The 24,719-nt window shown below is 61.5% G+C and carries 22 protein-coding genes and 2 riboswitches; of the genes, 15 read left to right on the forward strand and 7 right to left on the reverse strand.

Going from position 1 to position 24,719, the window contains the following annotated elements; genetic code table 11:
- Positions 1-51 precede the first annotated feature (51 nt).
- From gcvH to AC30NL_RS14230, 3 genes are all read right to left on the reverse strand, one after another.
- On the reverse strand, positions 52-426 hold the full coding sequence (gcvH, locus tag AC30NL_RS14220; protein WP_489464648.1) for a glycine cleavage system protein GcvH: 375 nt from the start codon (positions 424-426) through the stop codon (positions 52-54).
- A gap of 41 nt (positions 427-467) precedes the next feature.
- Entirely contained in the window at positions 468-1,586 is a 1,119-nt protein-coding gene (gene gcvT, locus AC30NL_RS14225; RefSeq protein WP_489464649.1) for a glycine cleavage system aminomethyltransferase GcvT, read from the reverse strand.
- Between the two features lie 49 nt (positions 1,587-1,635).
- A riboswitch (glycine riboswitch) is annotated at positions 1,636-1,748 on the reverse strand.
- A gap of 17 nt (positions 1,749-1,765) precedes the next feature.
- Positions 1,766-1,856, reverse strand: a riboswitch (glycine riboswitch).
- A 145-nt stretch (positions 1,857-2,001) separates the two neighbouring features.
- A complete protein-coding gene (locus tag AC30NL_RS14230) occupies positions 2,002-3,684 on the reverse strand; it encodes an electron transfer flavoprotein-ubiquinone oxidoreductase (protein ID WP_489464650.1) in 1,683 nt (560 codons plus the stop codon).
- 171 nt (positions 3,685-3,855) lie between these two features.
- On the opposite strand from AC30NL_RS14230, the gene AC30NL_RS14235 reads away from it, so the two are divergent.
- The 3 genes from AC30NL_RS14235 (at position 3,856) to AC30NL_RS14245 (ending at position 7,628) form a co-directional block, all read left to right on the forward strand.
- On the forward strand, positions 3,856-4,638 hold the full coding sequence (locus AC30NL_RS14235) for an SDR family oxidoreductase (protein ID WP_489464651.1): 783 nt from the start codon (positions 3,856-3,858) through the stop codon (positions 4,636-4,638).
- Positions 4,639-4,714: 76 nt separating this feature from the next.
- Positions 4,715-5,392, forward strand: coding sequence for a YceH family protein (locus tag AC30NL_RS14240; RefSeq protein WP_489464652.1), 678 nt, complete (start codon positions 4,715-4,717; stop codon positions 5,390-5,392).
- A 316-nt stretch (positions 5,393-5,708) separates the two neighbouring features.
- Entirely contained in the window at positions 5,709-7,628 is a 1,920-nt protein-coding gene (locus AC30NL_RS14245) for a PAS domain-containing hybrid sensor histidine kinase/response regulator (RefSeq protein WP_489464653.1), read from the forward strand.
- A 182-nt stretch (positions 7,629-7,810) separates the two neighbouring features.
- Here the strand turns inward: AC30NL_RS14245 and AC30NL_RS14250 are convergent, their stop codons facing one another.
- Complete coding sequence (locus AC30NL_RS14250) at positions 7,811-8,374, reverse strand: LuxR C-terminal-related transcriptional regulator (protein ID WP_489464654.1); 564 nt, start codon at positions 8,372-8,374, stop codon at positions 7,811-7,813.
- Between the two features lie 102 nt (positions 8,375-8,476).
- Between AC30NL_RS14250 and AC30NL_RS14255 the strand changes: the two genes are divergently transcribed.
- Both AC30NL_RS14255 and AC30NL_RS14260 read left to right on the forward strand, forming a co-directional pair.
- A complete protein-coding gene (locus AC30NL_RS14255) occupies positions 8,477-9,178 on the forward strand; it encodes a CoA transferase subunit A (RefSeq protein WP_489464655.1) in 702 nt (233 codons plus the stop codon).
- A 10-nt stretch (positions 9,179-9,188) separates the two neighbouring features.
- Positions 9,189-9,827 carry a CoA transferase subunit B gene (locus tag AC30NL_RS14260; RefSeq protein ID WP_489464656.1) on the forward strand — a complete coding sequence of 213 codons (639 nt, stop codon included), beginning with the start codon at positions 9,189-9,191 and terminating at the stop codon, positions 9,825-9,827.
- Positions 9,828-10,267: 440 nt separating this feature from the next.
- Here AC30NL_RS14260 and AC30NL_RS14265 read toward each other — a convergent pair whose 3' ends face one another.
- The 3 genes from AC30NL_RS14265 to AC30NL_RS14275 form a co-directional block, all read right to left on the reverse strand.
- Positions 10,268-11,161, reverse strand: coding sequence for a hypothetical protein (locus AC30NL_RS14265; RefSeq protein ID WP_489464670.1), 894 nt, complete (start codon positions 11,159-11,161; stop codon positions 10,268-10,270).
- Positions 11,162-11,235: 74 nt separating this feature from the next.
- Positions 11,236-12,528 carry a cardiolipin synthase gene (gene cls / locus AC30NL_RS14270; protein WP_489464657.1) on the reverse strand — a complete coding sequence of 431 codons (1,293 nt, stop codon included), beginning with the start codon at positions 12,526-12,528 and terminating at the stop codon, positions 11,236-11,238.
- A 322-nt stretch (positions 12,529-12,850) separates the two neighbouring features.
- Complete coding sequence (locus AC30NL_RS14275) at positions 12,851-13,894, reverse strand: quinone-dependent dihydroorotate dehydrogenase (RefSeq protein ID WP_489464658.1); 1,044 nt, start codon at positions 13,892-13,894, stop codon at positions 12,851-12,853.
- A 69-nt stretch (positions 13,895-13,963) separates the two neighbouring features.
- Here AC30NL_RS14275 and rpiA point away from each other — a divergent pair, with 69 nt between their 5' ends.
- The 10 genes from rpiA to AC30NL_RS14325 all read left to right on the forward strand — a co-directional run.
- Entirely contained in the window at positions 13,964-14,623 is a 660-nt protein-coding gene (gene rpiA, locus AC30NL_RS14280) for a ribose-5-phosphate isomerase RpiA (protein ID WP_489464659.1), read from the forward strand.
- A gap of 97 nt (positions 14,624-14,720) precedes the next feature.
- The gene (locus tag AC30NL_RS14285; protein WP_489464660.1) at positions 14,721-14,912 is read left to right on the forward strand and encodes a hypothetical protein; all 192 of its coding nucleotides are present in this window, start codon (positions 14,721-14,723) and stop codon (positions 14,910-14,912) included.
- A 447-nt stretch (positions 14,913-15,359) separates the two neighbouring features.
- Entirely contained in the window at positions 15,360-15,674 is a 315-nt protein-coding gene (locus AC30NL_RS14290) for a hypothetical protein (protein WP_489464661.1), read from the forward strand.
- Between the two features lie 495 nt (positions 15,675-16,169).
- Complete coding sequence (locus AC30NL_RS14295) at positions 16,170-16,739, forward strand: RNA polymerase sigma factor (RefSeq protein ID WP_489464662.1); 570 nt, start codon at positions 16,170-16,172, stop codon at positions 16,737-16,739.
- Positions 16,736-17,410 (forward strand): anti-sigma factor family protein, encoded by a 675-nt coding sequence (locus tag AC30NL_RS14300; RefSeq protein ID WP_489464663.1) that lies wholly within the window; start codon positions 16,736-16,738, stop codon positions 17,408-17,410. The genes AC30NL_RS14295 and AC30NL_RS14300 overlap by 4 nt, the downstream gene beginning before the upstream one ends.
- Before the next feature lie 34 nt (positions 17,411-17,444).
- Positions 17,445-18,341: a caspase family protein gene (locus AC30NL_RS14305; protein WP_489464664.1), complete on the forward strand. Its 897-nt coding sequence runs from the start codon at positions 17,445-17,447 to the stop codon at positions 18,339-18,341.
- A 234-nt stretch (positions 18,342-18,575) separates the two neighbouring features.
- Positions 18,576-20,237: a hypothetical protein gene (locus AC30NL_RS14310; RefSeq protein WP_489464665.1), complete on the forward strand. Its 1,662-nt coding sequence runs from the start codon at positions 18,576-18,578 to the stop codon at positions 20,235-20,237.
- A gap of 29 nt (positions 20,238-20,266) precedes the next feature.
- Positions 20,267-20,689 (forward strand): hypothetical protein, encoded by a 423-nt coding sequence (locus AC30NL_RS14315; protein WP_489464666.1) that lies wholly within the window; start codon positions 20,267-20,269, stop codon positions 20,687-20,689.
- Positions 20,690-21,242: 553 nt separating this feature from the next.
- Positions 21,243-23,984 (forward strand): hypothetical protein, encoded by a 2,742-nt coding sequence (locus AC30NL_RS14320; RefSeq protein ID WP_489464667.1) that lies wholly within the window; start codon positions 21,243-21,245, stop codon positions 23,982-23,984.
- 297 nt (positions 23,985-24,281) lie between these two features.
- Positions 24,282-24,719: hypothetical protein (locus AC30NL_RS14325; RefSeq protein ID WP_489464668.1), on the forward strand; the 438-nt coding region annotated here is incomplete at its 3' end.

Here is a 24,719-nt window from a genome sequence, read left to right on the forward strand (position 1 = left end):
CTTTGTGCAGGCGAGGCTTCGATGCTTCAGCACGAACCGATATTGGTGAAATCAGCTGTTCTTCACCAACACGTCATAAGCAGGCTGATCCATCAACTGATCGAACTCGCCCATGTCGGACACGTGGACCTTGAAGAACCATCCGTTGCCAAGCGGATCGGAGTTTGCAAGCGACGGATCGGCGCGCAGCGCCTCGTTCACTTCCACGATCTCGCCGGCCACCGGCATGTACAAATCCGCCGCGGCCTTGACCGATTCGACGACGCCGGCGACTTCGCCTTTCTTGAAAGTGCGCCCCACCTCGGGCAGATCCACGAAGACCACGTCGCCCAGCGCATCCTGCGCATGCAGCGTGATACCGACAGTTGCGGCCTCGTGGTCTTCGATGTTGATCCACTCGTGGTCCGGGGTGAACATGGTCGTCATGGGCGTTTGCTCCTAGGTGTGGGTTTGTTGGGCGGGCGGGATCAACCGCGGAAATATCGATGGGGTGAAAAAGGCATGGGTGACACGCGCATTGGCTGTCGCTTGCCGCGCACTTCTGCATAAACCTCGTGGTTCGGCAGTGCGTGGTTGGCGGCCAGGTAGGCCATGGCGATGGGGTGATTGACGCATGGCGCGAGCGTGCCGCTCGTCACGTGGCCCAGACCGTGTCCGTGTGAATCGACGATTTTTGCGCCTTCGCGAACCGGCACGCGCTCAAGGCCGAGGAGGCCCACTCGTTTGATGACGGCACCCGACGCGAGTTGGCCTTCGATCGCGGCCGCACCGGGGTAGCCGCCGGCTCGCGCACCGCCGGGACGGCGTACTTTCTGGATCGCCCAGGTGAGCGCCGCTTCGACGGGCGTGGTGGTCTGGTTGATGTCGTGGCCGTAGAGGCAAAGCCCCGCTTCCAGCCGCAGCGTGTCGCGCGCGCCGAGGCCGCCGGGCTTCACTTCGGGCTGCGCGAGCAGGACGCGGGCGAGTTCTTCGGCGCTTTCGGCTGGCACGGAAATCTCGAAGCCGTCTTCACCGGTGTAGCCCGAACGTGTCACGAAGCAATCGATGTCGGCGAGCTTGAAATGCCCGCCGGTCATGAAGGTGAGTTGGGCCACTTGCGGATTCAAGCGCGACAGGGCCGTCACGGCCTTGGGTCCTTGCAGGGCGAGCAGGCCGCGGTCGGGCAGGGGCTGAATGTTGCAGCGGTGGCCGATGTTTGTGATGAGGTGCCGGATGTCGGCATCCTTGCATGCCGCATTCACGACGACGAAGAAATCGTTCTCGCGCCGCGTGATCATCAGGTCGTCGAGGATGCCGCCGTTCGAATTCGTGAAGAAGGCGTAACGCTGCTTGCCGGGTGCCAGATCGACCACGTCGACCGGCACGAGCGATTCGAGTGCCCTGGCCGCGTCGTCGCCCATGATGCGCAGTTGGCCCATGTGGGACACGTCGAAGAGGGCGGCGGATTCGCGGCACTGCTTGTGCTCGGCAATGATGCCGCCGGGGTAGTTCACCGGCATGTCGTAGCCGGCAAAGGGAACCATCTTGGCACCCAGTTCGAGGTGCAGGGCGTAGAGCGGGGTCTTGAGCAGTTCGGTAGCGGACATTTTGACTCTCCGAGGGCATTCTTGGATCAACGCATTTTCCACACGTTGGGATGCCCTCTCTGTCCGCTTTACCTGAGAGATTGACGGCTGCCGGATCCCGGCCCTGCCGCTTGCCCCTTCGGTGGACTCACTCGGGGTGAGCCTCTCTCCAGCGAGGAGCGCCTTGCAATAACTTTCAAGGCGCTTTGTCAGTCCTTTTGCCTGAGCGTTCGGGCTATCTGCCCTGCGCCTTCGGCGGCTTCAATCGAAGCTCTCTCCTGAACAGAGCCGAGTGTAGCCGACTGCTTCAGAACAAGGCTCGATTCGCACGCACGTGCATGCGAATCGGCAGGTGTTGGTGCGGTAATTCAGCCCGGATGAATTCCGGGCCAAATCCTTGCGGCAACGCTCATCCCGGATTGCATCTGGAGTTGGATCACATCCCCGAATAATTCGGCCCGCCTCCACCCTCCGGCGTCACCCACACGATGTTCTGCGTCGGGTCTTTGATATCGCACGTCTTGCAGTGAACACAGTTCTGCGCGTTGATCTGCAAACGCTCACCAGTCCCGTCGTTCACGAACTCGTACACCCCCGCCGGGCAGTAGCGGCTCTCCGGCCCTGCATACTTCGCAAGATTGATCTGCACCGGCACCAAGGCATTCTTGAGCGTCAGGTGTGCCGGCTGGTTCTCTTCGTGATTCGTGTTGCTCACGAACACGCTGCTCAACCGGTCGAAGGTGAGTTTGCCGTCCGCCTTCGGGTATTCGATCTTCTTGCATTGGTCCGCCGGTAGCAGGTACTCGTTGTCGGGAGTGTCCCGGTGCAGCGTCCACGGCGGGCTCTTGATGCCGAGCTTAGGCAGTAGCCATTGCTCGATGCCGGTCATGAACGAGCCGACCCAGAAGCCCTTCTTGAACCACGGCTTGAAGTTGCGAGAAGCCTGCAGTTCTTCGTTTAGCCAGCTCTTTTCGAATGCCTCGGGATAAGCGCTCAGCTCATCATGCTGACGGCCGGATGTGACCGCTGCGAACGCCGCTTCCGCAGCCAGCATGCCCGACTTGATCGCTGCGTGGCTGCCCTTGATGCGCGCCGCGTTCATGTAGCCCGCATCGCAACCAACCAGGGCGCCGCCCGGAAACACCGTCTTGGGCAAGCACTGCGGCATGCCGTTGTTGATGGCGCGTGCACCGTAGCCGATGCGCTTGCCGCCTTCCAGATGTTTTCGAATGGCGGGGTGCGTCTTCCAGCGTTGCATCTCCTCGAAAGGACTCAGCCATGGGTTCTTGTAGTCGAGGCCGACCACGAGGCCGAGCGTCACCTTGTTGTCTTCGAGGTGGTACAGAAAACCGCCGCCAAAGGTGTCTGTGTCCATCGGCCAGCCGGCGGTGTGGACCACGAGGCCGGGCTCGGCCTTGGCGGGGTCGATCTCCCAAAGTTCTTTCACGCCGATGGCCCAGCTCGCCGGGTCGCGGCCTTCGTCGAGCTTGAAATTGCGGATGAGTTGCTTGCCGAGGTGGCCACGTGCGCCCTCGGCGAAGATCGTGTACTTGGCATGCAACTCCATGCCGAGCTGGAAGTTCTCGGTCGGTTCGCCGTCCTTGCCCACGCCGAGGTTGCCCGTGGCCACGCCCTTGACTGCGCCATCTTCGTTGTAGAGCACTTCGGCAGCAGCGAAGCCGGGAAAGATTTCAACACCCAGGGCCTCAGCCTGCTGTGCCAGCCAGCGCACGACGTTGCCAAGGCTGATGACATAGTTTCCCTCGTTGTGCATGGGCGGCGGCACCAGCCAGTCGGGCGTTCGGGTCGCACCGGTTTCCGTGAGGAAAAGTATGTCGTCGCCCGTGACCGGCTGGTTCAGCGGCGCGCCCAGTTCTTTCCAGTTGGGGATGAGCTCCGTGATGGCTCGCGGATCCATCACGGCGCCCGACAGGATGTGCGCCCCAGGCTCAGAGCCTTTTTCCAGCACGACGACCGAGACCTCCTTGCCTTGCTCGGCCGCGAGCTGCTTGATGCGGATGGCGGTGGCCAAGCCGCCAGGTCCGGCGCCGATGACCATCACGTCGTATTCCATCGACTCGCGTGGGCCGTATTGATCGAGGATCGCTTGTGGTGTCATCGGGCTTCCTTGTAATTTGAACCGCGCGGCATTCTACGGGGGTAGCCTTGTGAAGCGAACGATCGTGCTATTTGGGGTGAGTCGCGTCGACTCGCGCATGTACAGGACAGCGTTTCGCATGAAGCGCGTGCTATCGTTTCCTCAATGCACAAGACCTGAGGAGTACGGCGCATGAGTTACTGCATTGATTTGTCCGGGCGCGTTGCGCTCGTCACCGGCGCGTCGAGCGGCTTGGGTACGCAGTTCGCGAAGACGCTGGCCGCCGCCGGGTGCGGCGTGGTGCTTGCAGGTCGTCGCATCGAGCGGCTCAAGACGCTTCGCGCCGAGATCGAAGCCTCTGGCGGCGACGCACACGTGGTCACGGTCGACGTGACAGACCTTCATAGCATCCGTGCTGCCGTCGCGCATGCCGAGACGGAGATGGGCACGCTGGACATCCTCATCAACAACTCGGGGGTGAGCACCACGCAGAAGATCACCGACGTCACCGAAGACGATTACGACTACGTCTTCGATACCAACACCAAGGGCGCATTCTTCGTGGCGCAAGAGGTGGGCAAGCGCATGCTGGCTCGCGCCAAGGGCTCGGCGCCAGGCACCTTCACAGGCGGGCGCATCGTCAACATTGCGTCCATGGCTGGCTTGCGCGTGCTGAGCCAGATCGGCGTGTACTGCATGAGCAAGGCCGCGGTCATTCACATGACAAAGGCGATGGCGCTGGAATGGGGCCGTTACGGCATCAATGTGAATGCCATCTGCCCGGGATACATCGACACCGAGATCAACCACCATCACTGGCAGACCGATCAAGGCAAGCGCCTCATCGACACGCTGCCGCGCAAGCGCGTTGGGCAGCCGCAAGACCTCGACTCGACGCTGATGATGCTGGTGGCGAACGAAAGCCATTTCATCAATGGTGCTGTCATCCAGGCCGACGACGGGTTCGCGGTCTGATGTCGGCCTCCACGTCATTTCACTCCCGCACCCCGAGGGTGCGCTCAGCCGCCTTGCGGCGCACCGGTGGCGTCTGATGATCAGGGAACTCTCTTTGCTCGAAGCACGCGCCTTGGGGGTGCTGATCGAAAAGGCACACACGGTGCCGGACAGCTACCCGCTGTCGCTCAACTCGCTGGTGTCGGGCTGCAATCAGAAGACAGCACGCGACCCGGTCATCAATGCGACCGAGTCCGAGGTGCAGGTCGCCGTCGACGCACTGAAGTCGCTGAGCCTCGCCTTTGAGTCGAGCGGATCGCGCGTGAGTCGATACGAGCACAACATGGGCCGCGCCTTGTCGCTGCCTTCGCAATCGGTGGCGGTGTTGGCGGTACTGATGCTGCGCGGCCCGCAGACTGCAGCCGAATTGCGCATGAATTGCGAGCGTCTGCATCGCTTCGCCGATGTCTCGTCAGTCGATGCATTCCTGACCGAATTGGCCGAGCGTTCGGCAGAGAAGGGCGGGCCGCTGGTGATAAAGCTGCCGCGCGCGCCTGGCGCGCGCGAGGCTCGATGGGCGCATCTCCTGTGCGGCGCGGTGGACACATCGCAGATGGCGATGTCACCCGACGGAGAAGATTTCGTGGCAGCGAGCGAGTTAGCGTCGCTGAAGCTCCGGCAGTCATCGATGGAAGCCGAGATCGGCGAACTGCGTGCCCTCGTCGATCGCCTCTATGCCGAATTGGGCGTGAGCAAGGCAGGAACAGGAATTTGAGATTTTCCTCAGAGGCTGAGAGTTTTTCGAGCGTGACCGAGCAGCACGTTAAAAGGCGCCTGATCTAGGCGCAAAGCGCAGCCATAGCCCGGGCTATGGCGAGCATTTGTAACGACGAGCAGGGGTCTTTTGACGTGATGAGCGGGCATGATCGAAATACTCTCAGCCTCTCAGTAGAGGTCCGTGGGTCAGTGGCCTTGCCAGGAGTGGTCGATCGGCACTTGGTGTGATTCCCATTGAGCCATACCCCAAATCCTGAGCACTTCGACAACTCGAGCCCGTCTCAAATTCTCCAGTTCCGCAAGGAGCGTCTTGCATGAGTGCTGAGAGTGTTTCGCATCCCAAGCCGGCGATACCGGAGCTTCATCGCGAAGAGGCATTCCGGCGCCTCGTCGAGAGCGTAGAGGACTACGCCATCTTCATGCTGACGCCGGCTGGCATAGTGACTACATGGAACGTCGGGGCTCAGCGGCTCAAGGGCTACACGGCCGACGAAATCATCGGCAAGCATTTCTCGACCTTCTATCCCGCCGAGGCACTTGCGTCAGATTGGCCAGCAATCGAGCTGCAAAAGGCGACGGATCTGGGCCGCTTCGAAGATGAGGGCTGGCGAATTGCCAAAGGCGGGCGCCGCTTCTGGGCCAATGTGATCATTACCGCCATGAGAGGGCCGAACGGCGAACTGCTCGGCTTTTCGAAGATCACCCGCGACCTGACCCAGCGACGCGAGCAGGAAGAGCGCCTGCGGCGCAGTGAAGAGAGCCTTCGATTCCTGATCGAGGGCGTCAAGGACCACGCCATGTTCATGCTCGACCCGAACGGCATCGTGCTCGGCTGGAACGCGGGTGCGGTACGGGTACACGGCTATAGCTCCGAGGAAATTGTCGGCCAGGACGCCGCAAAGCTTTACACCGAAGAGGACGTTGTCGCGGGCAAGCCGCGGATCGAGCTTGCCATTGCCCGCAAGCAAGGATTTTCCGAGGACATCGGATGGCGCTCGAGAGGCGATGGCAGCCGTTTCTGGGCCGATGTGTCGCTCACCGCGCTGATTGATGGGGAGGGCACGTTGCGCGGTTTCGCGCAGATTACGCGGGATCTGACGGAACGGCGTCGTGTCCAGGAACTGGAAACCGAGGGCAAGCGCATCAATGAGTTCATTGCCATGCTCGCGCACGAGTTGCGCAATCCACTTGCGCCCATTGGCAATGCGGTGGGCATTCTCGAAAAGCTGAGTACAACCCCGGAACTGCAGTGGCCCACGCAGTTGATCGGCCGCCAGGTGGTTCACCTTTCGCGTCTTGTCGACGACCTGCTGGATGTGAGCCGCATCACGAGCGGCAAGATTCAGTTGCGCACGGAGAGGGCCGAACTGGGGGCCACGTTGGCAAGCGCAGTGGAGTCTGTCCGCTCGACCGTCGTGCGCTTCGGCCACGCGTTCGAGGTCACGCTGCCGCCGCAGCCCGTGTACGTCGACTGCGACCCCACACGGATCACCCAGGTGATCGTGAACCTCGTGACCAACGCGGCGAAATACACGCCCAGTGGCGGGCGGGTGCAGGTGCTGCTGGAACAGCACGGCCCGACGGCTTACCTCCATGTCATTGACAACGGCATCGGAATGTCCAAGCAGTTGATCGACACGGCCTTCAATCTCTTTACGCAGGGCGAACGCACGCTGGACCGCTCCGAAGGCGGACTGGGCATTGGCCTCACGCTGGCCAAGGCCATCGTTCAGTTGCACGGCGGCGAAGTGACGGCCACCAGCGCAGGCCTCGGTCAGGGTACTCAGATGACGGTGTCGCTGCCGCTGTCGGTCGAGGCAGCGACCGAGGCCGAGTCCAAAGCGAATGATCTTGCTCATCCCAGAGGCCGCCGCTTGCTGGTCGTGGATGACAACGTCGACGCGGCGACCAGCCTGGCCGCGCTGCTGCGGATGTCGGGCCACAGCGTTTCACTGGCGCATGACGGCAACACGGCACTGCAGCTTGCGCAAGCCGATCCGCCCGACACCATCGTGCTGGACCTCGGGCTCCCCGGCATCACCGGTTTCGACGTTGCGCGTCGCTTGCGCGCCATGCCGGCGCTCGCGCAAACACGACTGATTGCGATGACGGGTTATGGGCGCGACGACGACAAGCGGGCGACTACCGAAGCCGGTTTCGACCAGCACCTGGTGAAACCGGTCTCGCTCGAAGACTTGCTCGATGCCATTGGCAGTGAGTTCCTCAGAGGCTGAGAGTTGTTCGAGCGTGTCCGAGCAGCGCGTCAAAAGGCGCCTGATCTAGGCGCAAAGCACAGCCATAGCCCGGGCTATGGCGAGCATTTGCAACGACGAGCAGGGTCTTTTGACGTGATGAGCGGACATGATCGAAATACTCTCAGCCTCTCAGCCTCTCAGCCTCTCAGCCTCTCAGCCTCTCAGGCGCTCAGAAGCTTCTGAACCAGCAAAGGGGTCGTAGCGGCGCCGTACTTCTTCATGAGGCGAGCGCGATAGACGTCAACGGTGCGCGGACTGATTTCGAGGCGCTTGCCGACCTGTTTGCTCGTCAAGCCTTCGATCAACAGCGCGGCGATCTCGCGTTCGCGTGGCGTCAGATCCGCCTTCACCTGCCGCCGCGCCGACAAGTCCTCGAAGCTCCAGATGCCCGCCGCGTGAGGCTGCTTCGGGTTGAGGGCGCGTCCTGACACATGGCACCAGAACAAGTCGCCGCGCTTTGACCCACCGCGCTTCATGACGCGCTCGTCAGCGTACCACCCTCGCGCGTTCAGGCTTGCCACGATGCGTGCACCGGTTCGTTCGAACTCGTCGTGCGTCGGGTATAGCACCTCGAACGACTGCCCGACCAACTGCGCGCGCGTGGCGCCGAACATGTCGAGCAATTGCTGGTTGCAGTCCACCATCAACCGGTTGCGGGAAATAACCAACCCGATCGGCGCGAGGTCGAAAGCGGTCCGGTAGTCCAGCGGCGCTAGGGAATTCATGGGGCTTGTACCGAGGCGGTTTAGTCAATTCTACGTACGACTACGTAATGGGTTACGTAGTACGCTTCGCGCTGCGTTGCAAATTCCAATTGGAGACGGCGAATGAACAAGGTGTATCCGAGCGCGGCCGTTGCGCTCAATGGCATCGTCAAGGACGGCCAGTTGATGGCAGTCGGCGGCTTCGGCCTCTGCGGCATCCCTGAGGCTCTGATCGCGGCACTGCGCGACTCGGGTGTCAAGGACCTCACGGTGATCTCGAACAATGCCGGCGTCGACGGCTTCGGTCTTGGCCAGTTGCTGGAGACGCGCCAGATCAAGAAGATGATCTCGAGCTATGTCGGTGAGAACAAGGAGTTCGAGCGCCAATACCTTGCCGGCGAACTGGAACTCGAGTTCACGCCGCAAGGCACGCTGGCCGAGAAGCTGCGTGCAGGCGGCGCCGGCATCCCGGCCTTCTTTACCCGCACCGGCGTCGGCACCATCGTTGCCGAGGGCAAGGAAACACGCGAGTTCGAGGGACACGTCTACGTGATGGAGCGAGCACTCAACCCCGAGGTGTCGCTGGTCAAGGCCTACAAAGCCGACAAAAGCGGCAACCTCGTGTTCCGACGCACGGCACGCAACTTCAATCCGGCGGCCGCCATGGCCGGCAGGCTCACGATCGTTGAGGTCGAACACCTCGTCGAAGTCGGCGACATCGATCCGGACGACGTGCACTTGGCGGGCATCTACGTTCACCGCATCGTCGTGAACGCAAATCCCGAGAAGCGCATCGAGAAGCGCACGACCCGGCCGGCGAACTAAGGAGACCGACATGCCCTGGACTCAAGACCAAATGGCGGCCAAGGCCGCGCAAGAACTCAAGGACGGCTACTACGTCAACCTCGGCATCGGCATTCCGACGCTGGTCGCGAATTTCGTGCCGCGGGGCATCGAAGTCTGGCTGCAAAGCGAGAACGGCATGCTGGGCATCGGGCCCTTCCCTAAAGAAGACGAGGTTGACGCAGACCTCATCAATGCTGGCAAGCAGACCGTGACCACGATTCCGGGGTCAAGCATCTTCGGCTCGCACGACAGCTTCGCAATGATCCGCGGCGGCAAGATCAATCTCTCCATCCTCGGCGCAATGCAGGTCAGTGCCACTGGCGATCTCGCCAACTGGATGATTCCCGGCAAGATGGTCAAGGGCATGGGCGGCGCGATGGACCTCGTCGCCGGCGTACCCCGCGTGATCGTCGTGATGGAACACGTCGCGAAGAAGAAGGACGGCACCACCGATCTGAAGATTCTTTCGAAGTGCACGCTGCCCCTGACAGGTGTGGGCGTGGTCAACCGCATCATCACCGACCTCGCAGTGATGGACGTGACGCCGCAAGGATTGAAGGTGGTGGAGCTTGCGCCCGATGTGACTCGAGAAGAGTTGCAGGCCAAGACCGGCGCGTCATTGCATTGAATTCGTAGCCTTGAGTGCAAGCCCCCGCATCGAAGTAACGCATTTCGGCTCCCTCTCCCCTGGCGGGGGGAGAGGGTTGGGGTGAGGGGTTCCCAAATAGTCAAACCCATCTCCATGAAGGCAGCCCCACAGACTGCCTGCGCAGCCGGGCTTGCCACCATGTGCGGAAGCTGCTGGCGATGAAGAAGGTGGGTTGATGGAGGACAGGTTCATGTTTGAACAGAGGCCCAGGCCCCTCACCCCAGCCCTCTCCCCGAAGGGGAGAGGGAGCAATACGGGAAGGCAGCCCCACAGGCTCTTGCGCAGCCGGGCTTGCCACCATGTGCGGAAGCGGCTGGCGAAGAAGAAGGTGGGTTGATGGAGAACAGGTTCACGTTTGATCAGAGGCCGCGGGCACCTCGGCCGTTGGCGTCAAGGCCCATCCCCGGGTTGCACTCTGGCTATGAAATTCCCTTCTGCCGCGCGATTTCCTTTTGCTTCATCGCGAGATAGTCGTCTTGCTCCATCTCATGAAGTTGCCTGGGATATCGCTCCGTGGCCGAATACCACTCGCGCAGACGATGTTCCTGTCTCTGCGCTTGTGGCAAATCCACCGCTGAGAGATAGGCGTCGATCGCCAGGTAGTAGCGCATCGTGTTGCGCTCGATCACGCCGCGCACGTTGTCCACGTACACCGGTTGCCCGTCGGACTTCTTGCCCACAATGCTGAAGCCAACCTTGCTGCTGCCCACCGTGGCGAGGTAGCCCTGCATGGCCACTCGCGCTGCGAAACCGTAGGCGTAGGCGTACGACATGTGCAGGAACGAGCGTCGCGCATCGAGCGGCGCGGCTTCGACGACGATTCGATAGTTGCTCGTGCCCAGCGGTCCTTCCTTTGAGCTCATCAACACCTTGAAGTAATCGGGCTTCGACGAGGCGAACTCGTAGGCGAAGTTCAAGTGATACGCATCTTCCAGAGATTGGTCGTGCTTCTTGCCAAGGGCCACGGCCAGCGTGTTGGAGGGCGGCCCGCCCGACGCGCGGCACTGCTTGACATTGAGATGAAGGATGAGGACGTCGCACCACACATCGGCACCCTTCAATGCCGCATCGACGGTGGCGAAGGGATGGTCCACCACGGCGTAGACGTCACCCATCAGGTCGCCGGACGTTTGCGTCGATTCGAGATAGAGCGGACGCTGGAAGGCATTGTTGGCAAGACGCTCGGCGATGGCTGCTTGCCTGGCGCGCAGGGCGTCGGCGGCAGGCGACGCCCTCGCCGCGGCCGCCATCGACAGGCCAAGGAGCACGGCGGCGCACAAGCGCAGCAGAGTGAGCGCGGTTCGATGAGTCATCACGATGCGATCCGATTCGGGGCCACCGGTTCCTTGCGAACGAGAAAAGTGTGACGAAAGAAGCGCGACGAGACTCATAGCCAATACTCCCACAACCTTGCGAGCCTTTCCTTCAGCCTCAATCCGAAGGACCGCCGTTCCCAGGCTTCGAGCGGTACCGGATCCGATGCGGCCAGGTCGCCTTCGAACACCTTCTTCATCTGCGCTGCAAAATCGGCGCTCAGCACCACTGCGTTCAACTCCTGGTTGTGCAGAAAGCTGCGCCAGTCGAGGTTTGTTGATCCGATGGTGGACCACACGCCGTCAATCACGACAGTCTTGGAATGCAGCAGGGCATCGCGCCGTTCGTAGATCTTGATGCCAGCTCGAAGCAGCTCATCGTAGTAGCTGCGCCCCGCGTGAAAGATCAGGCCAGAGTCGGTCTTGCTTGGCAAGATCAGCTTCACGTCCACGCCACGCCTGACTGCATTGGCAAGTGCCGCCCGCAACTGCGGGTCAGGGGCGAAATAAGCATTGGTGAGAAGAATCTCCGTCACCGCATTGCCGATGGCGGAGATGAGCGTCGCGTAGATCGCGCTGAAGGGCTCATCGGGCGAGCCGGCGATGGCGCGCACGATTTCCTTGCCGCGTGGAATCGGGTCAGGAAAGTAGTTGCGCTGCGGCAGCGCGCCGCCTTTTTGCCTGTTCCAGGTGTCGAGAAACACCTTCTGGTATTGGCCCACTACCGGGCCCTCGATCTGCACGTGTGTGTCGCGCCATGGCAGCATCGCGCCCGGCCTGCGCGGGCCGGACTTGATCGACCCGCCCGAGTACACACCGCTGATGTTGATGCCGCCGAGGAAGGCCATGCGGCCGTCGATCACGAGCAGCTTGCGGTGGTCGCGCTGATTCACATTCCAGCCCGCCTTGGCCGTGAGCGGGTTCACTGGATTGAACTGCACAACGTGCACGCCGGCGTCCGTCAGCGTCTTGAAGAACTCTGCGGGCGTGCTCAGGCAGCCGACCGCGTCGTAGATGATGCTCACCGGCACCCCTTGCCTTTGCTTGTCGATGAATGCCCGCGAAAACTGCCGACCCACCTCGTCGTCCTCGAGAATGTAGGTCTCCATGTGAATGTGGCTCTTCGCGTCCTTGATGGCTGCGAGCATCGCCTTGTAGGTGGCGGGACCGTCTTGAAGCAGCGTGACCTTGTTGCCCGATATGAGTGGGCTGTCCACCAGTGCCTGTTCGAGCGCAAGGTGGCGGTCGAGAATGTTGGTGTCCGGCGAGCGCCGCTTCAGCTCGTCAATGATGGCCGTGCTGCGCGCCTGCGACAGCGGGCCGTGAGTGCCTTCTACCTGCACTTGCCGGCGAGAAGGCGGCGCCATGTCCGGGTGAATAGCCGGAAGGGATCGGCATCCGGCGAAGGTGATGGCGCACAGTATGAGCAGGAAGCAGCGAAGGGCAGGGCTAAGTCGCACTTCCTCGACGGGCAAGCACCGTGCCCATAGAATTTGGCCCGAAACAATTTCCCGTTTTGGGGGGCGCGCTGCGGCGTTGCTCCTCACTTGTGTGGCTCGCCACTGCGCTCGGAGCGCCTTGCATCGCAGCCCGCCCAGCGCCCCCAAAAGGGGAACCTATTCCGGGCCAAATCCATAGCGCGGATGCAATCTGGGACAGGCCTTCGGGCCGGTGCTCACCCCGGATTGCCTACGAATGCGCTCTTGCGATCGCCTTTGCCGCTTCAGTCACCAAGGGTGGGCCGCCATAGATGAACCCGGTGTAGATCTGAACGAGATCGGCCCCCGCTGCGATCTTCGCCGCGGCATCAGCACCGGTCATCACTCCGCCCACGCCGATGATTGGCGTGCCCTTGGGCAACCTCGCTCGCAACTGCCGGATCACCCGGTTCGATGCCTCGAACACCGGCGCGCCGCTCAGGCCGCCCGCTTCTGCGCCATGCTCCAGATGCTTGACGTCATCGCGCGCAATCGTCGTGTTGGTCGCCACGATGCCCGTGATGCCGCTCTTGGCGAATGTCGCCGCGATCACGTCCACCTGTGCTTCGTCGAGGTCCGGTGCGATCTTCACGAAGATGGGCACCCGACGCCCATGCTGTTTTGCCAGTTGCTCGTCGCGTTCGCTCACCGCCGACAACAGGGCATCGAGCGCGTCGTCCGACTGCAGCGCGCGCAGGTTCTTGGTATTGGGAGACGAGATGTTCACCGTCACGTAGTCGGCATGCGGATACACGCCGTCGAGGCAGGTGAGGTAGTCCTGCACCGCGTTCTCGATCGGTGTCGTGGCGTTCTTGCCGATGTTCAAGCCGAGGATGCCGCCACCTTCGCGAAACTTCGCCCGCTTCACGTTCGCGATGAAGGCCGCAAGTCCGTCGTTGTTGAAACCAAGGCGATTGATGAGTGCATTCGCCTCAGGCAGTCGGAACATGCGCGGCTTCGGATTGCCAGGCTGCCCCTTGGGTGTCACTGTGCCGACTTCGATAAAGCCGAAGCCCATGGCACCCAGGCCGTCGATGCATCGGCCGTTCTTGTCCAGCCCTGCCGCAAGGCCCAGCCGATTCGGAAATCGTAAACCCGCCACCGTTGCCGGATCATTCACTCGCGTTTGCGCCACGGTGCAGATCAGCGGCGTGCGCTGGATGCGCGCCAGGGCGCCGAGCGTCAGTTCATGGGCAGCTTCAGGGTCGAGTCCGAAGAGAAACGGGCGGGCGAGGGCGTAGGGGACGAGGGCCATGGAGCGGGTCTGGGGATAATCACCGGATTGTCTCAAACGCCCGCGGCGGCAACTGAAAGAGAACCCGACATGACCCAGGACGAGTTGAAAGTGTTGGTCGGCCAGGCGGCCCTGGCCTACGTGGTGCCAGGCAGCATCGTAGGCGTGGGAACGGGGTCGACGGTGAATTGCTTCATCGACGCGCTCGCCACCATGAAGGGCCGGATTGCCGGGGCGGTGTCGAGCAGCGAGCGAAGCACCGAACGGCTGCGGGCGCACGGCATCCAGGTGTTGGACAGCAATACGGTCGAGGGAATTCCCGTCTACATCGACGGTGCTGATGAGATCGACCACGCGGGCAACATGATCAAGGGCGGCGGTGCTGCGCTAACGCGCGAGAAGATCGTTGCCGATATCGCCGAGCGCTTCATCTGTATCGCCGACGAATCCAAGCTGGTGCAATCACTGGGTAGTTTCCCGCTACCGGTGGAAGTGATTCCGATGGCTTCCGCGCAGATCGTGCGCAAACTGCGGACGCTCGGCGGCGAGCCGAGAATTCGAGCTGGCGTGGTCACCGACAACGGTGGACACATCATCGACGTGCGCGGCCTGTCCATCGTCGATCCGGCGGCGATGGAACGCGAGGTCAATCAATGGCCGGGCGTCGTGAGCGTGGGCATCTTCGCGCGCAACCGCGCGAGCGTTTGCCTGCTCGGAACGTCACAGGGTGTGAAGACGTTGAGCTTCTGACCGCATCAAGGGATTCTCATCACTGCGCTGTAACCCGCGTCGCGGGGCGCGAAAACAGCGTAACCTCGGGGTGTCGGCAATTGATGAAGGACGGCCCATGGCCAAGCCAAACTACTCGTTCGAAAAGCGTCAGCGCGAGCTGGCAAAGAAGAAGAAGAAAGTGGAGAAACTGCAAGAAAAGGCAGCTCGCAAGACCTCGGGCGGAGGAGTCGACCAGGGCGAAGAGGCCACGCAGGATGGTTCTCCCGCGGATGGCACGAAAGCGACAGACACCCAGCCCAATCCTTGAGGGCGTCATGCCGCGCGAGGCCCAGCGGCATGACACCCGCCCAGACCCGCAGACCGCCGCGACGGCGGAACCCGGGGCCCGCATCCTTGGATGAGTTTGCCGGTTCGCCCGCCAGCTCCACATTGGGCCGTTCTCCATTCGGATAAGACGCGCCCGCCCTGAAAGCCGGCTTTCGCGCCACCACCCGTTAGACCGCGGTTCCGGGCATCGGTGCGGCCGCGGCGAACGCCCGCGCCGTCAAGCCCGCTGGGTGCAGGAGATGCACCACGCCATCGCCGGAAAGACCTTGGAGGCGCTGCAGAAAGTACCCAGTGTGTCGGTGCCGGCGATGGTGGTGCAAAGGGGGCCAAGTAGCTCGATTGGACGCGTGTCCCGGCCAGGCAAGGTGCGCCCGCCAGCGCATCCAGCCCGCGCTCAAGTCGATCCACGCCTGTACTCGACCTTGCCATGCGACTATCGACTGATATGGCAGCAAAGGCCCCCAATGCGGTCGTTGGCAAACTGGAGAGGGTAAAAAGGGGCGCGATCTGCCAGGGCAAGCTGCGCCAAAGGCGCGGTGCAGATATTCCGGTGGCACCAGAGAAGATGGCCTACGACCCGGCGGACGCCAACAGCCTCGAACACCAGTTGTCCAACAAGGGCTACCGCGCCGACCGTCAGGCAGCCGACGCACGGCTGGCGCAGCGCGAGCGTGGCACCGCAACCGACAGCAGTTTGGATACCAGCCCGCACACCAACACCCATTCATCGAACCCGGCGTAAGCATTTCCGATCCAGCCCTTCCTGCAGGCCATGACCGATCTCACCAAACTTCTTTCCGAAGTCCAGCGACCCGACGTACCTTGCTCGCCGCGCGACACGCAAGCTTTGCAACTACCGCAGGTGCCCGCGTTCGCACGGAACGGCTGACGACAGTTCGCGCATTTGCTGCGCTTGGCCAGGTCCATCGGTGCCACCCCCAGCAAACCGATGTTCGCCTGTCGGGCCCCCTCAACAAAACGACTCGACAAGACGCCGCCGAAGCCGCAACCAGACGAAGTCGTTAGACCAACGAGAAGTAAACAAAACGACCAACAAAACGTCGAATACGACGATGTTTACACCGCTGGATTGGCCGACTTCTAGAACGGCAATGATCGACCGCCAGCACAGATTTTTGCGTCACGAGACACCTGAATACGGGGTTCAATAATGGTTGTATTCGTGCAAAATCGCCGGCCCCTTTGAACCAGCTGGCCGTGCCCCCGCACACACGTCATGACGAAACCTGTTGACAACGCTCTTGCGCGGAGCCTGTTGAGCCGCTGCGCAGAGCAGGACGAACGTGCGCTGGTCGATCTGCACCGCATCCTGGCCCCCCGCATCTACGCCTTCTCCTTCCACAGGTTCCCTGACGAAGAAGCGGCGCAAACCATCGTGATAGACACAATGTATGAGGTATGGAAAAGTGCGGCCAAGTTTCGAGGTGACTCCTTGGTGAGCACCTGGGTTCTCGGAATCGCCCGGTACAAGCTGATGACGCTCTGGCGGCATGTCGGGCCTGACCACGACGACATCGTCGACTACGAAGACGTCCTGCCCGACGACACCGAGGATGGACCCGCCGCACTCATGCGCTGGCAGGAAGAACAGATCGTGCACCGGTGCATGAACGACCTCAGCCCGGACCACCGCGAATGTCTCCAGCTCGTCTATTTCGAAGGCTTGGGAGTGGCCGACGTCGCCAAGATCCAGAACGCGCAAGAAGGCACCATCAAAACCCGGCTGTTCCATGCACGCAAGAAATTGCGCATCTGCGTTGAAGAGAACGCCGGGGGAAGAACATGAACAACGACAGGAAAGACGACTCGGCTCTTTTGGACGACGAGGAGCGACTCTTCGACGAGCGGCTCCCCTGGTATGTCAACGGCACTCTCGACGACAAGGCACGCGAGTGGATGGAATCGAAGCTGGTCGCATCGCCCGCTTGCGCTCGGCGGCTGGCTCGTGAGCAGGCATTGAGCAAATCGGTGCCGAACATGCTGGCGCCAGCCTCTCAAGAGATCGGGCTCGATCGTCTGCTGGCCCGTGTGCGTGAATACAGCCGCCCGGCCACCGCACCGAAAATTGGTTGGCGCAATGTGATCGCTGCGCTCCAGCAGTGGCTGGCACAGCCGCGCCTAGCTACCGCCATGGCCCTGGTGGTGTTCGTGCAAGCAGGCCTCATCGGATGGCTTGCGGCACTCTCGACCGACACAGGGGGCCCGAGCGAGGTGCGCTCCGTGGGCGTTACCGAGGTCCGCACGCTACGCGTGAGGTTCGTTCCATCCGCATCCGAAGCCCAGGTCCGCATGGCATTGCTGAACACGGGAGCGCACATCGTCGGGGGGCCCACGCAACTCGGCGAATACTGGCTGGCATCGGGAATGGTGTCGCTCGAGGAGATCAAGGCCTCGCTGCTCAGGTCGGGATTGGTGGCATCAACGGAGTTCGACACCTTCGGTCCCAGAGGGCAATAGACGGGCTGGAAGCGGGCACCAAAGGGACGAACGTATGTCATACACCGAAGAAGGATTCCTGCGCGGACGCCGGGGCTTCCTGGCGTCTAGTGCTTTGCTGGGCCTGACTGGCGGTCTGGCGGTTTCGACACGAGCCGAGACCGTCCCACGCGTGGCGCTCGTCGTAGGCAACAGTCGTTATCCCGGCGCACCGCTGGCAAATGCCGTCAATGACGCTGAACTGGTGGCATCTACCGCCAGGAACTTGGGGTTCAAGGTCAGCCTTCTGCTGAACGCCTCCAGCGCCTCGCTGCTGGAGGCTGTCAAGCTCTGGCTCGACGGCACGGTGCAGGCCGAAGCGCGGATGCTGTACTTCGCGGGCCATGGTGCCCAGTACCGAGGCCGCAACTTCCTGATTCCCGTGGACGCGAGGCTTCACTCCGAAGACGACCTGCCGGCCGTCGCATTCAGCGTCAACGACCTCGCCGATCGACTCTCGCGGTTTGGCAGCGGCGTCAGCGTGGTGGTGCTTGATGCCTGCCGCAGCATTCCGTCGTTGACGGCACCGCCCGGGGTGCGCATGCGCGGAGCGCCCGAAACGCCTTGGACACCGGGTCTTTTGGCGGCGTCGGCGCCCAAGGGCGCCTTGATCGCCTATTCCACGTCTCCCGGCGCGGTTGCGGCAGACAGCCCTCAGCAAAAGAATGGCTTGTACACGCGCCATCTGGCGAAAAACATGGGCGCACCGGGACTGCCTATCGAAGATGTCTTCAAGCTGACCCGTGCCGCCGTGCTCCAGGAATCCGCAGGCACCCAGATGCCGTGGGAGACCAGCAGCCTCGTGGGGAGCTTCTGCTTTTCCCTGAGTTCAACCGGTCGTTGCGGTACCGATTCGGCCTCATCGCGAAGCCAACGCCATTCCGTCGACCCACCGTCGTTCATTGGCCAGTAGCGGTGACACCCCTCGTCATGGGGTGCGCCATCGAGCTCGGGTTGCGATCAGCCATCGAGCGACACTGCCGGTGATGCCTGCGACGAAAGCGAAGCAAGCGACATCGATATGTCATGTATGTAGGCCCCACCCTGCGGATAGAGCCCGCCAGATCCGAATCGTCGCTGAACTCCCTGCATGCCGGCCCCGCGTCCCGGTCGCCCCCTTATCGCCGACTCACCATATCCAACGAACATGAACATCTTCACTGCACCTTTCGGTGCGAAGCACAACTTTGCCCTGTTAAACACAGTCATGTTCGCCATGGTCTTGCTGACCGCCTGCGGCGGTGGGAGTGGTGTCGATGATGTCAGCCATAGCCAAGCGAACATCTGCCGTCCCGAGGTTTCTTCCAGCGACGGAGGCGGTGCAGGCGACAGTGGCAGCGATGCCGGAGCGGCCGGTGCCGGTCTGGGCAAGTTCAGAAACGCGATCGTGCAAGTGGAGCAGGCTAATGGCGACACCGTCGGCGAGGCCGAGATCAACGACACCGATGGCTTGGTGAAATTCGTCCTTTGCGGCTACAGCGGTCCGGTCAAGCTAACCGTCAAGGCCAAGGCCGACAGTTCCACAAAGTACTATGACGAGTCTCTGCAAGAATACGTGCCCTTTCCCGCCGGCCAGGAAATGCACTCGGTGGTACCTGTGTTCAACCAGCACATCGGCATCACGATCCTCAGCGAGGCCGCCTGGCAGTACCTCGATGCCAAGTACGGCCCCGATGGCTGGCGCGAAGCCGCCCATGTGACAGAAGCCAATGAGGTCATCCGCACCGAATTCAATCGCCTCTTGCCTGCGGCGCTGCAGATCGTCGACATCACGGAGTTGCCAGCCTTGCTGAGCGAGAGGACCGCCACCAACAGCCTGACCACTTCCAGCAGCGACATCTATGGCGTCGTCAACTCCGGCTTGGCGCGCGCAGCCGGCCTGCTGCGCAATGGCGACTCGGCCGCGGCACTGAAGATCGCCCGCCAAATGGGCCGCGATCTGTGCGATGGCGTGCTCGACTATGCCTGCAATGGTGCGCCGGTCATCGACAGCGCTGATCAGGTGGCCTACTTGCTCCCTCAGCTCGGCGAATTCCTTAATGCCGGCGTCGGCGACATCGCCACTCGCTGCGCCACTGCCGACATCGAGGCCGCCAGCTTGCGCATCGTCCAGATCAAGATCGAGACCAGTTTTCCTTACGGGCTTTCCGACTATGAAAGAAAGCCGGATTCGGAAAGTGCTTTCTATTCCGAACGTACGCCGATCTGGCTGCTGCGCAACGATGGCAAAGTATTCTTCTGGTCCACTCGCACACGGCGAGCGGTGGCATATGAACCGGCGTTGACCTTTCGCCAGTTGATCACGCAAGGCCCGCTGCTCGGAGTGGCCACCGATGGTCGCGCTTACGAAGGCCGCTTCAAGGTTGCGAACCCTTTCGATCCGAAAAACCTGCAATACACCGAACCGCTGCCTGCAATTGAAATGCCCGGCTACAAAGATGCCACCACCGTGTCGGCCATATACAGTCCGGATGGCAGCGGCGACCAGAGCCTTCATCTGCGGCAAATGGTTCGGTTGAACACCGGCCTCGCGTTCATCGAAAACGAAGTTCTCACCGACAGCGGCGTGGGTCACCTTGAGGCCTTCGGCATTAGCAACGTCACAAAGGTCGGCGTGGCACGTGGTTGGAGCTCTGGCACCGGTTACTTTTCAGTCACCTCCAACGGTAAGCTCTACGCCACCGGTGGCAATGCACAAGGTTTGCTAGGCATCGGCAAGACTGAAGGCGAACTCGACTACACCACGCAACCCGTGAACGTCTCTTTCCCTGGCGATCCGCTCATCTCTCGGTCACCGGTCGCTACTTAGGCGCCTTTGCCATTGACGCAAGGGGCTCGGTGTGGGGCTGGGGCTATGGTACGTTGGCGGAGGCGTTCTGGAGCGATGGCAGCCTGTCGCCAAAGAAGGTTCCGCAGTTCAGCGGCTACAACATCCGCCAGATCGAATGCGCCGACTGGTCGCAATGCGCCGCGCTTACGCGCGAAGGCGACATGCTGGTCTGGGGCCGCTTCTACGAGCACTCGGCCGACGAGACGGCCGTAGGCGCCGAACGGTTTGTGGACGACACGAATGACGTCGTCAAGACGAACCTGCCACGTGGCCGCAAAGTCATCTTCATCGGCTCCACTGGCCTCGCTGTTTACGGCCTGTTGGACGATGGTCGCCTGGTGATCTTCCCGACACGTTCCGATTCACCGCAATTCATTGATCCAAAAGCCTGGATCGATGTCAGTCCCGGCGGCGCGTGCCATGGGCGGTGAAGCGCCAGGATGAGGACGACGAGTCGTCGTCCCCTTATCGATGGTGTCAGCCATAGCCGAGCGAACATCTGCCATCTTGAGGCAATCTTGAGGCTTCTTCCAGCGACATCGCCACCGCGGATGTCGAGGCCGCCAGCTTGCGCTTCCAGATTAATCCAACTGATCAGTGATACACCGACTCCCTGCCAGCCAGTGCCAAGCTATAGAGGTGGTACGCCCATGTCAGCCAGCTCAATCCCAACGACAGTGGTGATCCCCAAGCTGCATCTGCGCCAGATGGTGCCCTTCGGCTCCCCGCTTGCGACGCAGTGGGCCACTGATTCCGCGTCGATCGCTTAGGCACAACAAAAGGGAGACGATGCACGTGCGCCTGATTGCCTGCTACTGGCTGAGCCTTCTCGCGTCAGCTTTTCTACCGGTACATGCTGAAGCACCTCCCCCCGCTTCAGCCCAAGCCGGCTTAAAAACGTCAGAGGCTGCCGCTCTTCAGATCGAATTTGGCGATCACGGCGGCCCGATTCGGCGCATCGCGGTCGACGCACAGCGTAATCTGGTGGTTACCGGTGCAGACGACAAGACAGCACGCAGTTGGTCGCTCGATGATGCCAAACCGCAGCGTGTTTTCCGTCCACCGGTTGGGGCAGGCGAGCGGGGCCGCGTCTATGGTGTGGCACTGCATCCGCACCAGCCCTGGCTGGCCATCGGTGGCAGTTTAGAGTCCGCTGCGTCCGGCCATGCCATTTATGTGGTCGACTTTCAAACCGGGCAGCCGGTACGCCGGCTCGATGAGTCGACGGGCAATGTGAAAAGGTTGCAATGGGCCTCTGATGGCGAACTGCTGGTCGCCGCGTACGCCACGCCATCCAGCACAACGCGAAACGCGGGCGCCGTGCGTGTTTTTGACAGCAACGGAACACTCGTTTTCACCGATACATTCGATGCCGAGGTGTACGCCCTGGCAGCCAGCTCGACCGGTCGTTTTGCGGCAGCAGCACTCGACGGCAGCCTGCGCATCTATGACGTCACCGGTTTGCGCGTGGTGCTCAGCCGGAGTCACCGGATTCCGGCCAACGTGCAGTCGCTGTCGTTCTCGCCTGATGGCAAGTTCCTGGGGGTTGGCTACTTCCAGCAGGACAAGCCACCCGACATCGTCGATTGGCAGAACGGAACGCTGCAATCGCTGCCCTGGCCGGGCGGACACTTGGCAGGCGATCTGCGTGCCGTTGCGTGGTCGCGCGATGGCAAGTTCATCGTCGCAGGCGGCTCGTACGGCTTCGATTCGCGCAAGGTTCCGGTGATCGTCTACGACGCAGCCCGACGTCAGGTGGCAGAAGACATCACCGTCGCTCGCGACTCGATCACCGATGTCGAGATGCTGGCCAACGGGCGCATCGTCTACGGTTCGGCCGATGGCTCCTGGGGCGTGTCGTCAGCAAAGCAGGCCGAGTTGCCTGCTATACGGATTGCCCGGCCTCAGCAGTTGCCCGATGTCTCCGGCGCAAGCAACCTGCGCGTGAGCGACAACGGGCAACAGCTGAGTTGGACACTGGATGGCGGTGCCAACCGTGTATTGTTCTCGCTCGATCAGCACACGCTGATTGCAGGCCGCGGCGCCGATCTGCGTGCCCCACGCCTGCGCCGAGGTTTGTTCAATGCGCCGAGCGATTGGGAGAACCTGAACACACCGCAGGTAAACGGGGTGCGTGTCGCCCTGCAGGCCGACGAGAAATCGCGTGCCGTTTCGCTGCTTTCTTCAAGTAACGATGCCGTGCTTGGCACGAGCCATGCATTGCTTCGCATCGGCAGCGATGGCCGCGTGCTGTGGCGTACGGCAACGCACACCGAAGTGCTCGCCGTCAACACAATGCGCAACGATCGGCTGATCGTCACGACGATGCTCGATGGCACCGCACGCCTGTATCGCAGCGACACCGGGGTGGAGCTGATGGCGATCCTGGCCATGCGCAACGGCCAATGGATCATGTGGACGCCATCGGGCTACTACGACGCTTCGCCCGGCGCCGAAGGCCTGATCGGCTGGGCCGTCAATCGCGGCGATCACCAGGCGGCCGACTTCTTTCCGGCATCGCGTTTCCGCTCACGCTACTACCGCCCTGAAGTCTTCGACTACCTGCCCGAAACGTTGAGCGAAGCCGAGGCTTTGAAGCTCGCGGGTGCTCACCCGAGTCGCGAGCCGGACGCCGCGGTCACCCCGGTGCAGGCTCTGCCGCCGGTAGTCGACCTGCTGACCCCGACCGATATAAGCACCGACCGCCACTATCTCGCCCTGAAGATCCGCTTGCGTACGGCCGCTGATGCGCCAATCTCCGAGCTGCGGGTGCGCGTGAACGGACAGGTGGCCATGATGATGGACAAGCCCTTGTCGCGACAGCCGTCCGCCGTCGACGAACGGGAGATCACGGTGGCGTTGCCGGCCAGCGATGTGCAGGTGCAGGTGTTCGCCGAGAACCGGCATGGCCGCTCGGAGGCTGCCAACGTGCGCGTGCGCTGGACAGGCAAAACGCCACCATCGGCAATCGACGAATTGACGTACAAGCCAAAGCTGTACGTGCTGTCCATCGGGATCTCGGACTACCAGCACATCGACAAGCTGCTCTATGCCGCAAAGGACGCAAGCGACTTCACCGCCACCATCAAGCATCAGGAGGGTTTGTTGTACAGCGTGGTCGAAACCAAGCTGATCACCGACGCCCAGGCCACGCGAGACAACATCGTCGACGCGCTCGATTGGCTGCAAAGGCAGGTGACGCAGCACGATGTCGGCATGATCTTCATTGCCGGGCATGGCCTCAACGACCCCATCATGGGCTACACCTTCCTGCCCGTTAACGCCGATCCTGGCAAGCTGCGCAGCACCGGCGTTCCTACTGAAGAGATCAGGCGCACGATTGCCAGTATTGCAGGCAAGTCGGTGTTGTTCATCGATACCTGTCACGCCGGCAACGCACTCGGCACCAGGCGGCGCCGTGCGATCAACGACATGACGGGGATGATCAACGAACTCTCCAGCGCAGAGAACGGAAGCGTGGTATTCAGCGCCGCCACCGGACGGCAGTCGTCGGTAGAAGACGACCTATGGAAGAACGGCGCGTTCACCAAGGCCGTGATCGAAGGTCTCACCGGCGCGGCCGATGTTCAGAAGAGCGGGCGTGTCACCCACAAGGCGCTCGACTACTACGTGAGCGAACGCGTGAAGCAGCTGACCCAGGGAAAACAGTCGCCAGTGACCTTGTCGGATGGCATTCCCGACTTTCCCTTGGCGGCGATTCGTTGACGGATAACACTTGCCAGTTTTTGAACCGTTCTTCCCGATGCCGCCACTCAGTTAGGTCTAAACAGCGCAGGGGTCCGTAATGGATACGTCCTGCTATATCGATTTTATAACGGTCAATTGACCATATAGCAACGCTTAGCTAGAATGAAGGTGTAAATGCGCGTTGGACCTACGAAGGGATCCTTGGATATGTTTCTATCCAATAATAGCGTAAATAGTAGGTAAAGCCCCGAGCGCACCGATGCTCGAAGCAGTACTCGTTTTCAATTAACGAAATTTGCGCGAAGGAGGAATTTCATGTTTTATAGGTATTCTGCATTGCTCGCAATGTTTGGCTTCACTGCGATAGCACATGCCAACAACTCTGTTGTCACGGTAAATGATCCTGCAATATCATCGGGCTACCAGCCATCCTACTATGTCAGCACGATGGATACATTACAAGAAACCCATATCATTGGTACTTATGAATCTCGCAGTGATCACTCAGGCGGTTATCACCCAACAGGAAATGCATATGTCCATGTATCTGGTTCAGCATCTACCCCGGTGAACTTGGTCTTGTCGTCCTATGAGCCAACGGAATGGTTTCTGGATGGCGCCGGACTCTCCTTTGTTCAGTCCGTCCTGGTGAGTAGCTGTCCCATCCCGTGTGATCATGTGCCAATCCGCAGCTGGCCGCTGTTCCGAGCCAGAGACCTTTTGCGGGGTGTTATCGAAGCCTTCCAACACGAG

The sequence above is a fragment of the Rhizobacter sp. genome (assembly GCA_021153565.1).
Taxonomy (GTDB): Bacteria; Pseudomonadota; Gammaproteobacteria; order Burkholderiales; family Burkholderiaceae_C; genus Albitalea.

Coding starts and splice junctions, on each gene's coding strand:
- AC30NL_RS14300 (WP_489464663.1), top strand. CDS start 16,736: ATGAACAACGACAGGAAAGACGACTCGGCTCTTTTGGACGACGAGGAG.
- gcvT (WP_489464649.1), bottom strand. CDS start 1,586: ATGTCCGCTACCGAACTGCTCAAGACCCCGCTCTACGCCCTGCACCTC.
- AC30NL_RS14305 (WP_489464664.1), top strand. CDS start 17,445: ATGTCATACACCGAAGAAGGATTCCTGCGCGGACGCCGGGGCTTCCTG.
- AC30NL_RS14275 (WP_489464658.1), bottom strand. CDS start 13,894: ATGGCCCTCGTCCCCTACGCCCTCGCCCGCCCGTTTCTCTTCGGACTC.
- rpiA (WP_489464659.1), top strand. CDS start 13,964: ATGACCCAGGACGAGTTGAAAGTGTTGGTCGGCCAGGCGGCCCTGGCC.
- AC30NL_RS14240 (WP_489464652.1), top strand. CDS start 4,715: ATGATCAGGGAACTCTCTTTGCTCGAAGCACGCGCCTTGGGGGTGCTG.
- AC30NL_RS14295 (WP_489464662.1), top strand. CDS start 16,170: ATGACGAAACCTGTTGACAACGCTCTTGCGCGGAGCCTGTTGAGCCGC.
- AC30NL_RS14235 (WP_489464651.1), top strand. CDS start 3,856: ATGAGTTACTGCATTGATTTGTCCGGGCGCGTTGCGCTCGTCACCGGC.
- AC30NL_RS14310 (WP_489464665.1), top strand. CDS start 18,576: ATGAACATCTTCACTGCACCTTTCGGTGCGAAGCACAACTTTGCCCTG.
- AC30NL_RS14290 (WP_489464661.1), top strand. CDS start 15,360: ATGCGACTATCGACTGATATGGCAGCAAAGGCCCCCAATGCGGTCGTT.
- cls (WP_489464657.1), bottom strand. CDS start 12,528: ATGGCGCCGCCTTCTCGCCGGCAAGTGCAGGTAGAAGGCACTCACGGC.
- AC30NL_RS14230 (WP_489464650.1), bottom strand. CDS start 3,684: ATGACACCACAAGCGATCCTCGATCAATACGGCCCACGCGAGTCGATG.
- AC30NL_RS14255 (WP_489464655.1), top strand. CDS start 8,477: ATGAACAAGGTGTATCCGAGCGCGGCCGTTGCGCTCAATGGCATCGTC.
- gcvH (WP_489464648.1), bottom strand. CDS start 426: ATGACGACCATGTTCACCCCGGACCACGAGTGGATCAACATCGAAGAC.
- AC30NL_RS14285 (WP_489464660.1), top strand. CDS start 14,721: ATGGCCAAGCCAAACTACTCGTTCGAAAAGCGTCAGCGCGAGCTGGCA.
- AC30NL_RS14250 (WP_489464654.1), bottom strand. CDS start 8,374: ATGAATTCCCTAGCGCCGCTGGACTACCGGACCGCTTTCGACCTCGCG.
- AC30NL_RS14260 (WP_489464656.1), top strand. CDS start 9,189: ATGCCCTGGACTCAAGACCAAATGGCGGCCAAGGCCGCGCAAGAACTC.
- AC30NL_RS14245 (WP_489464653.1), top strand. CDS start 5,709: ATGAGTGCTGAGAGTGTTTCGCATCCCAAGCCGGCGATACCGGAGCTT.
- AC30NL_RS14265 (WP_489464670.1), bottom strand. CDS start 11,161: ATGACTCATCGAACCGCGCTCACTCTGCTGCGCTTGTGCGCCGCCGTG.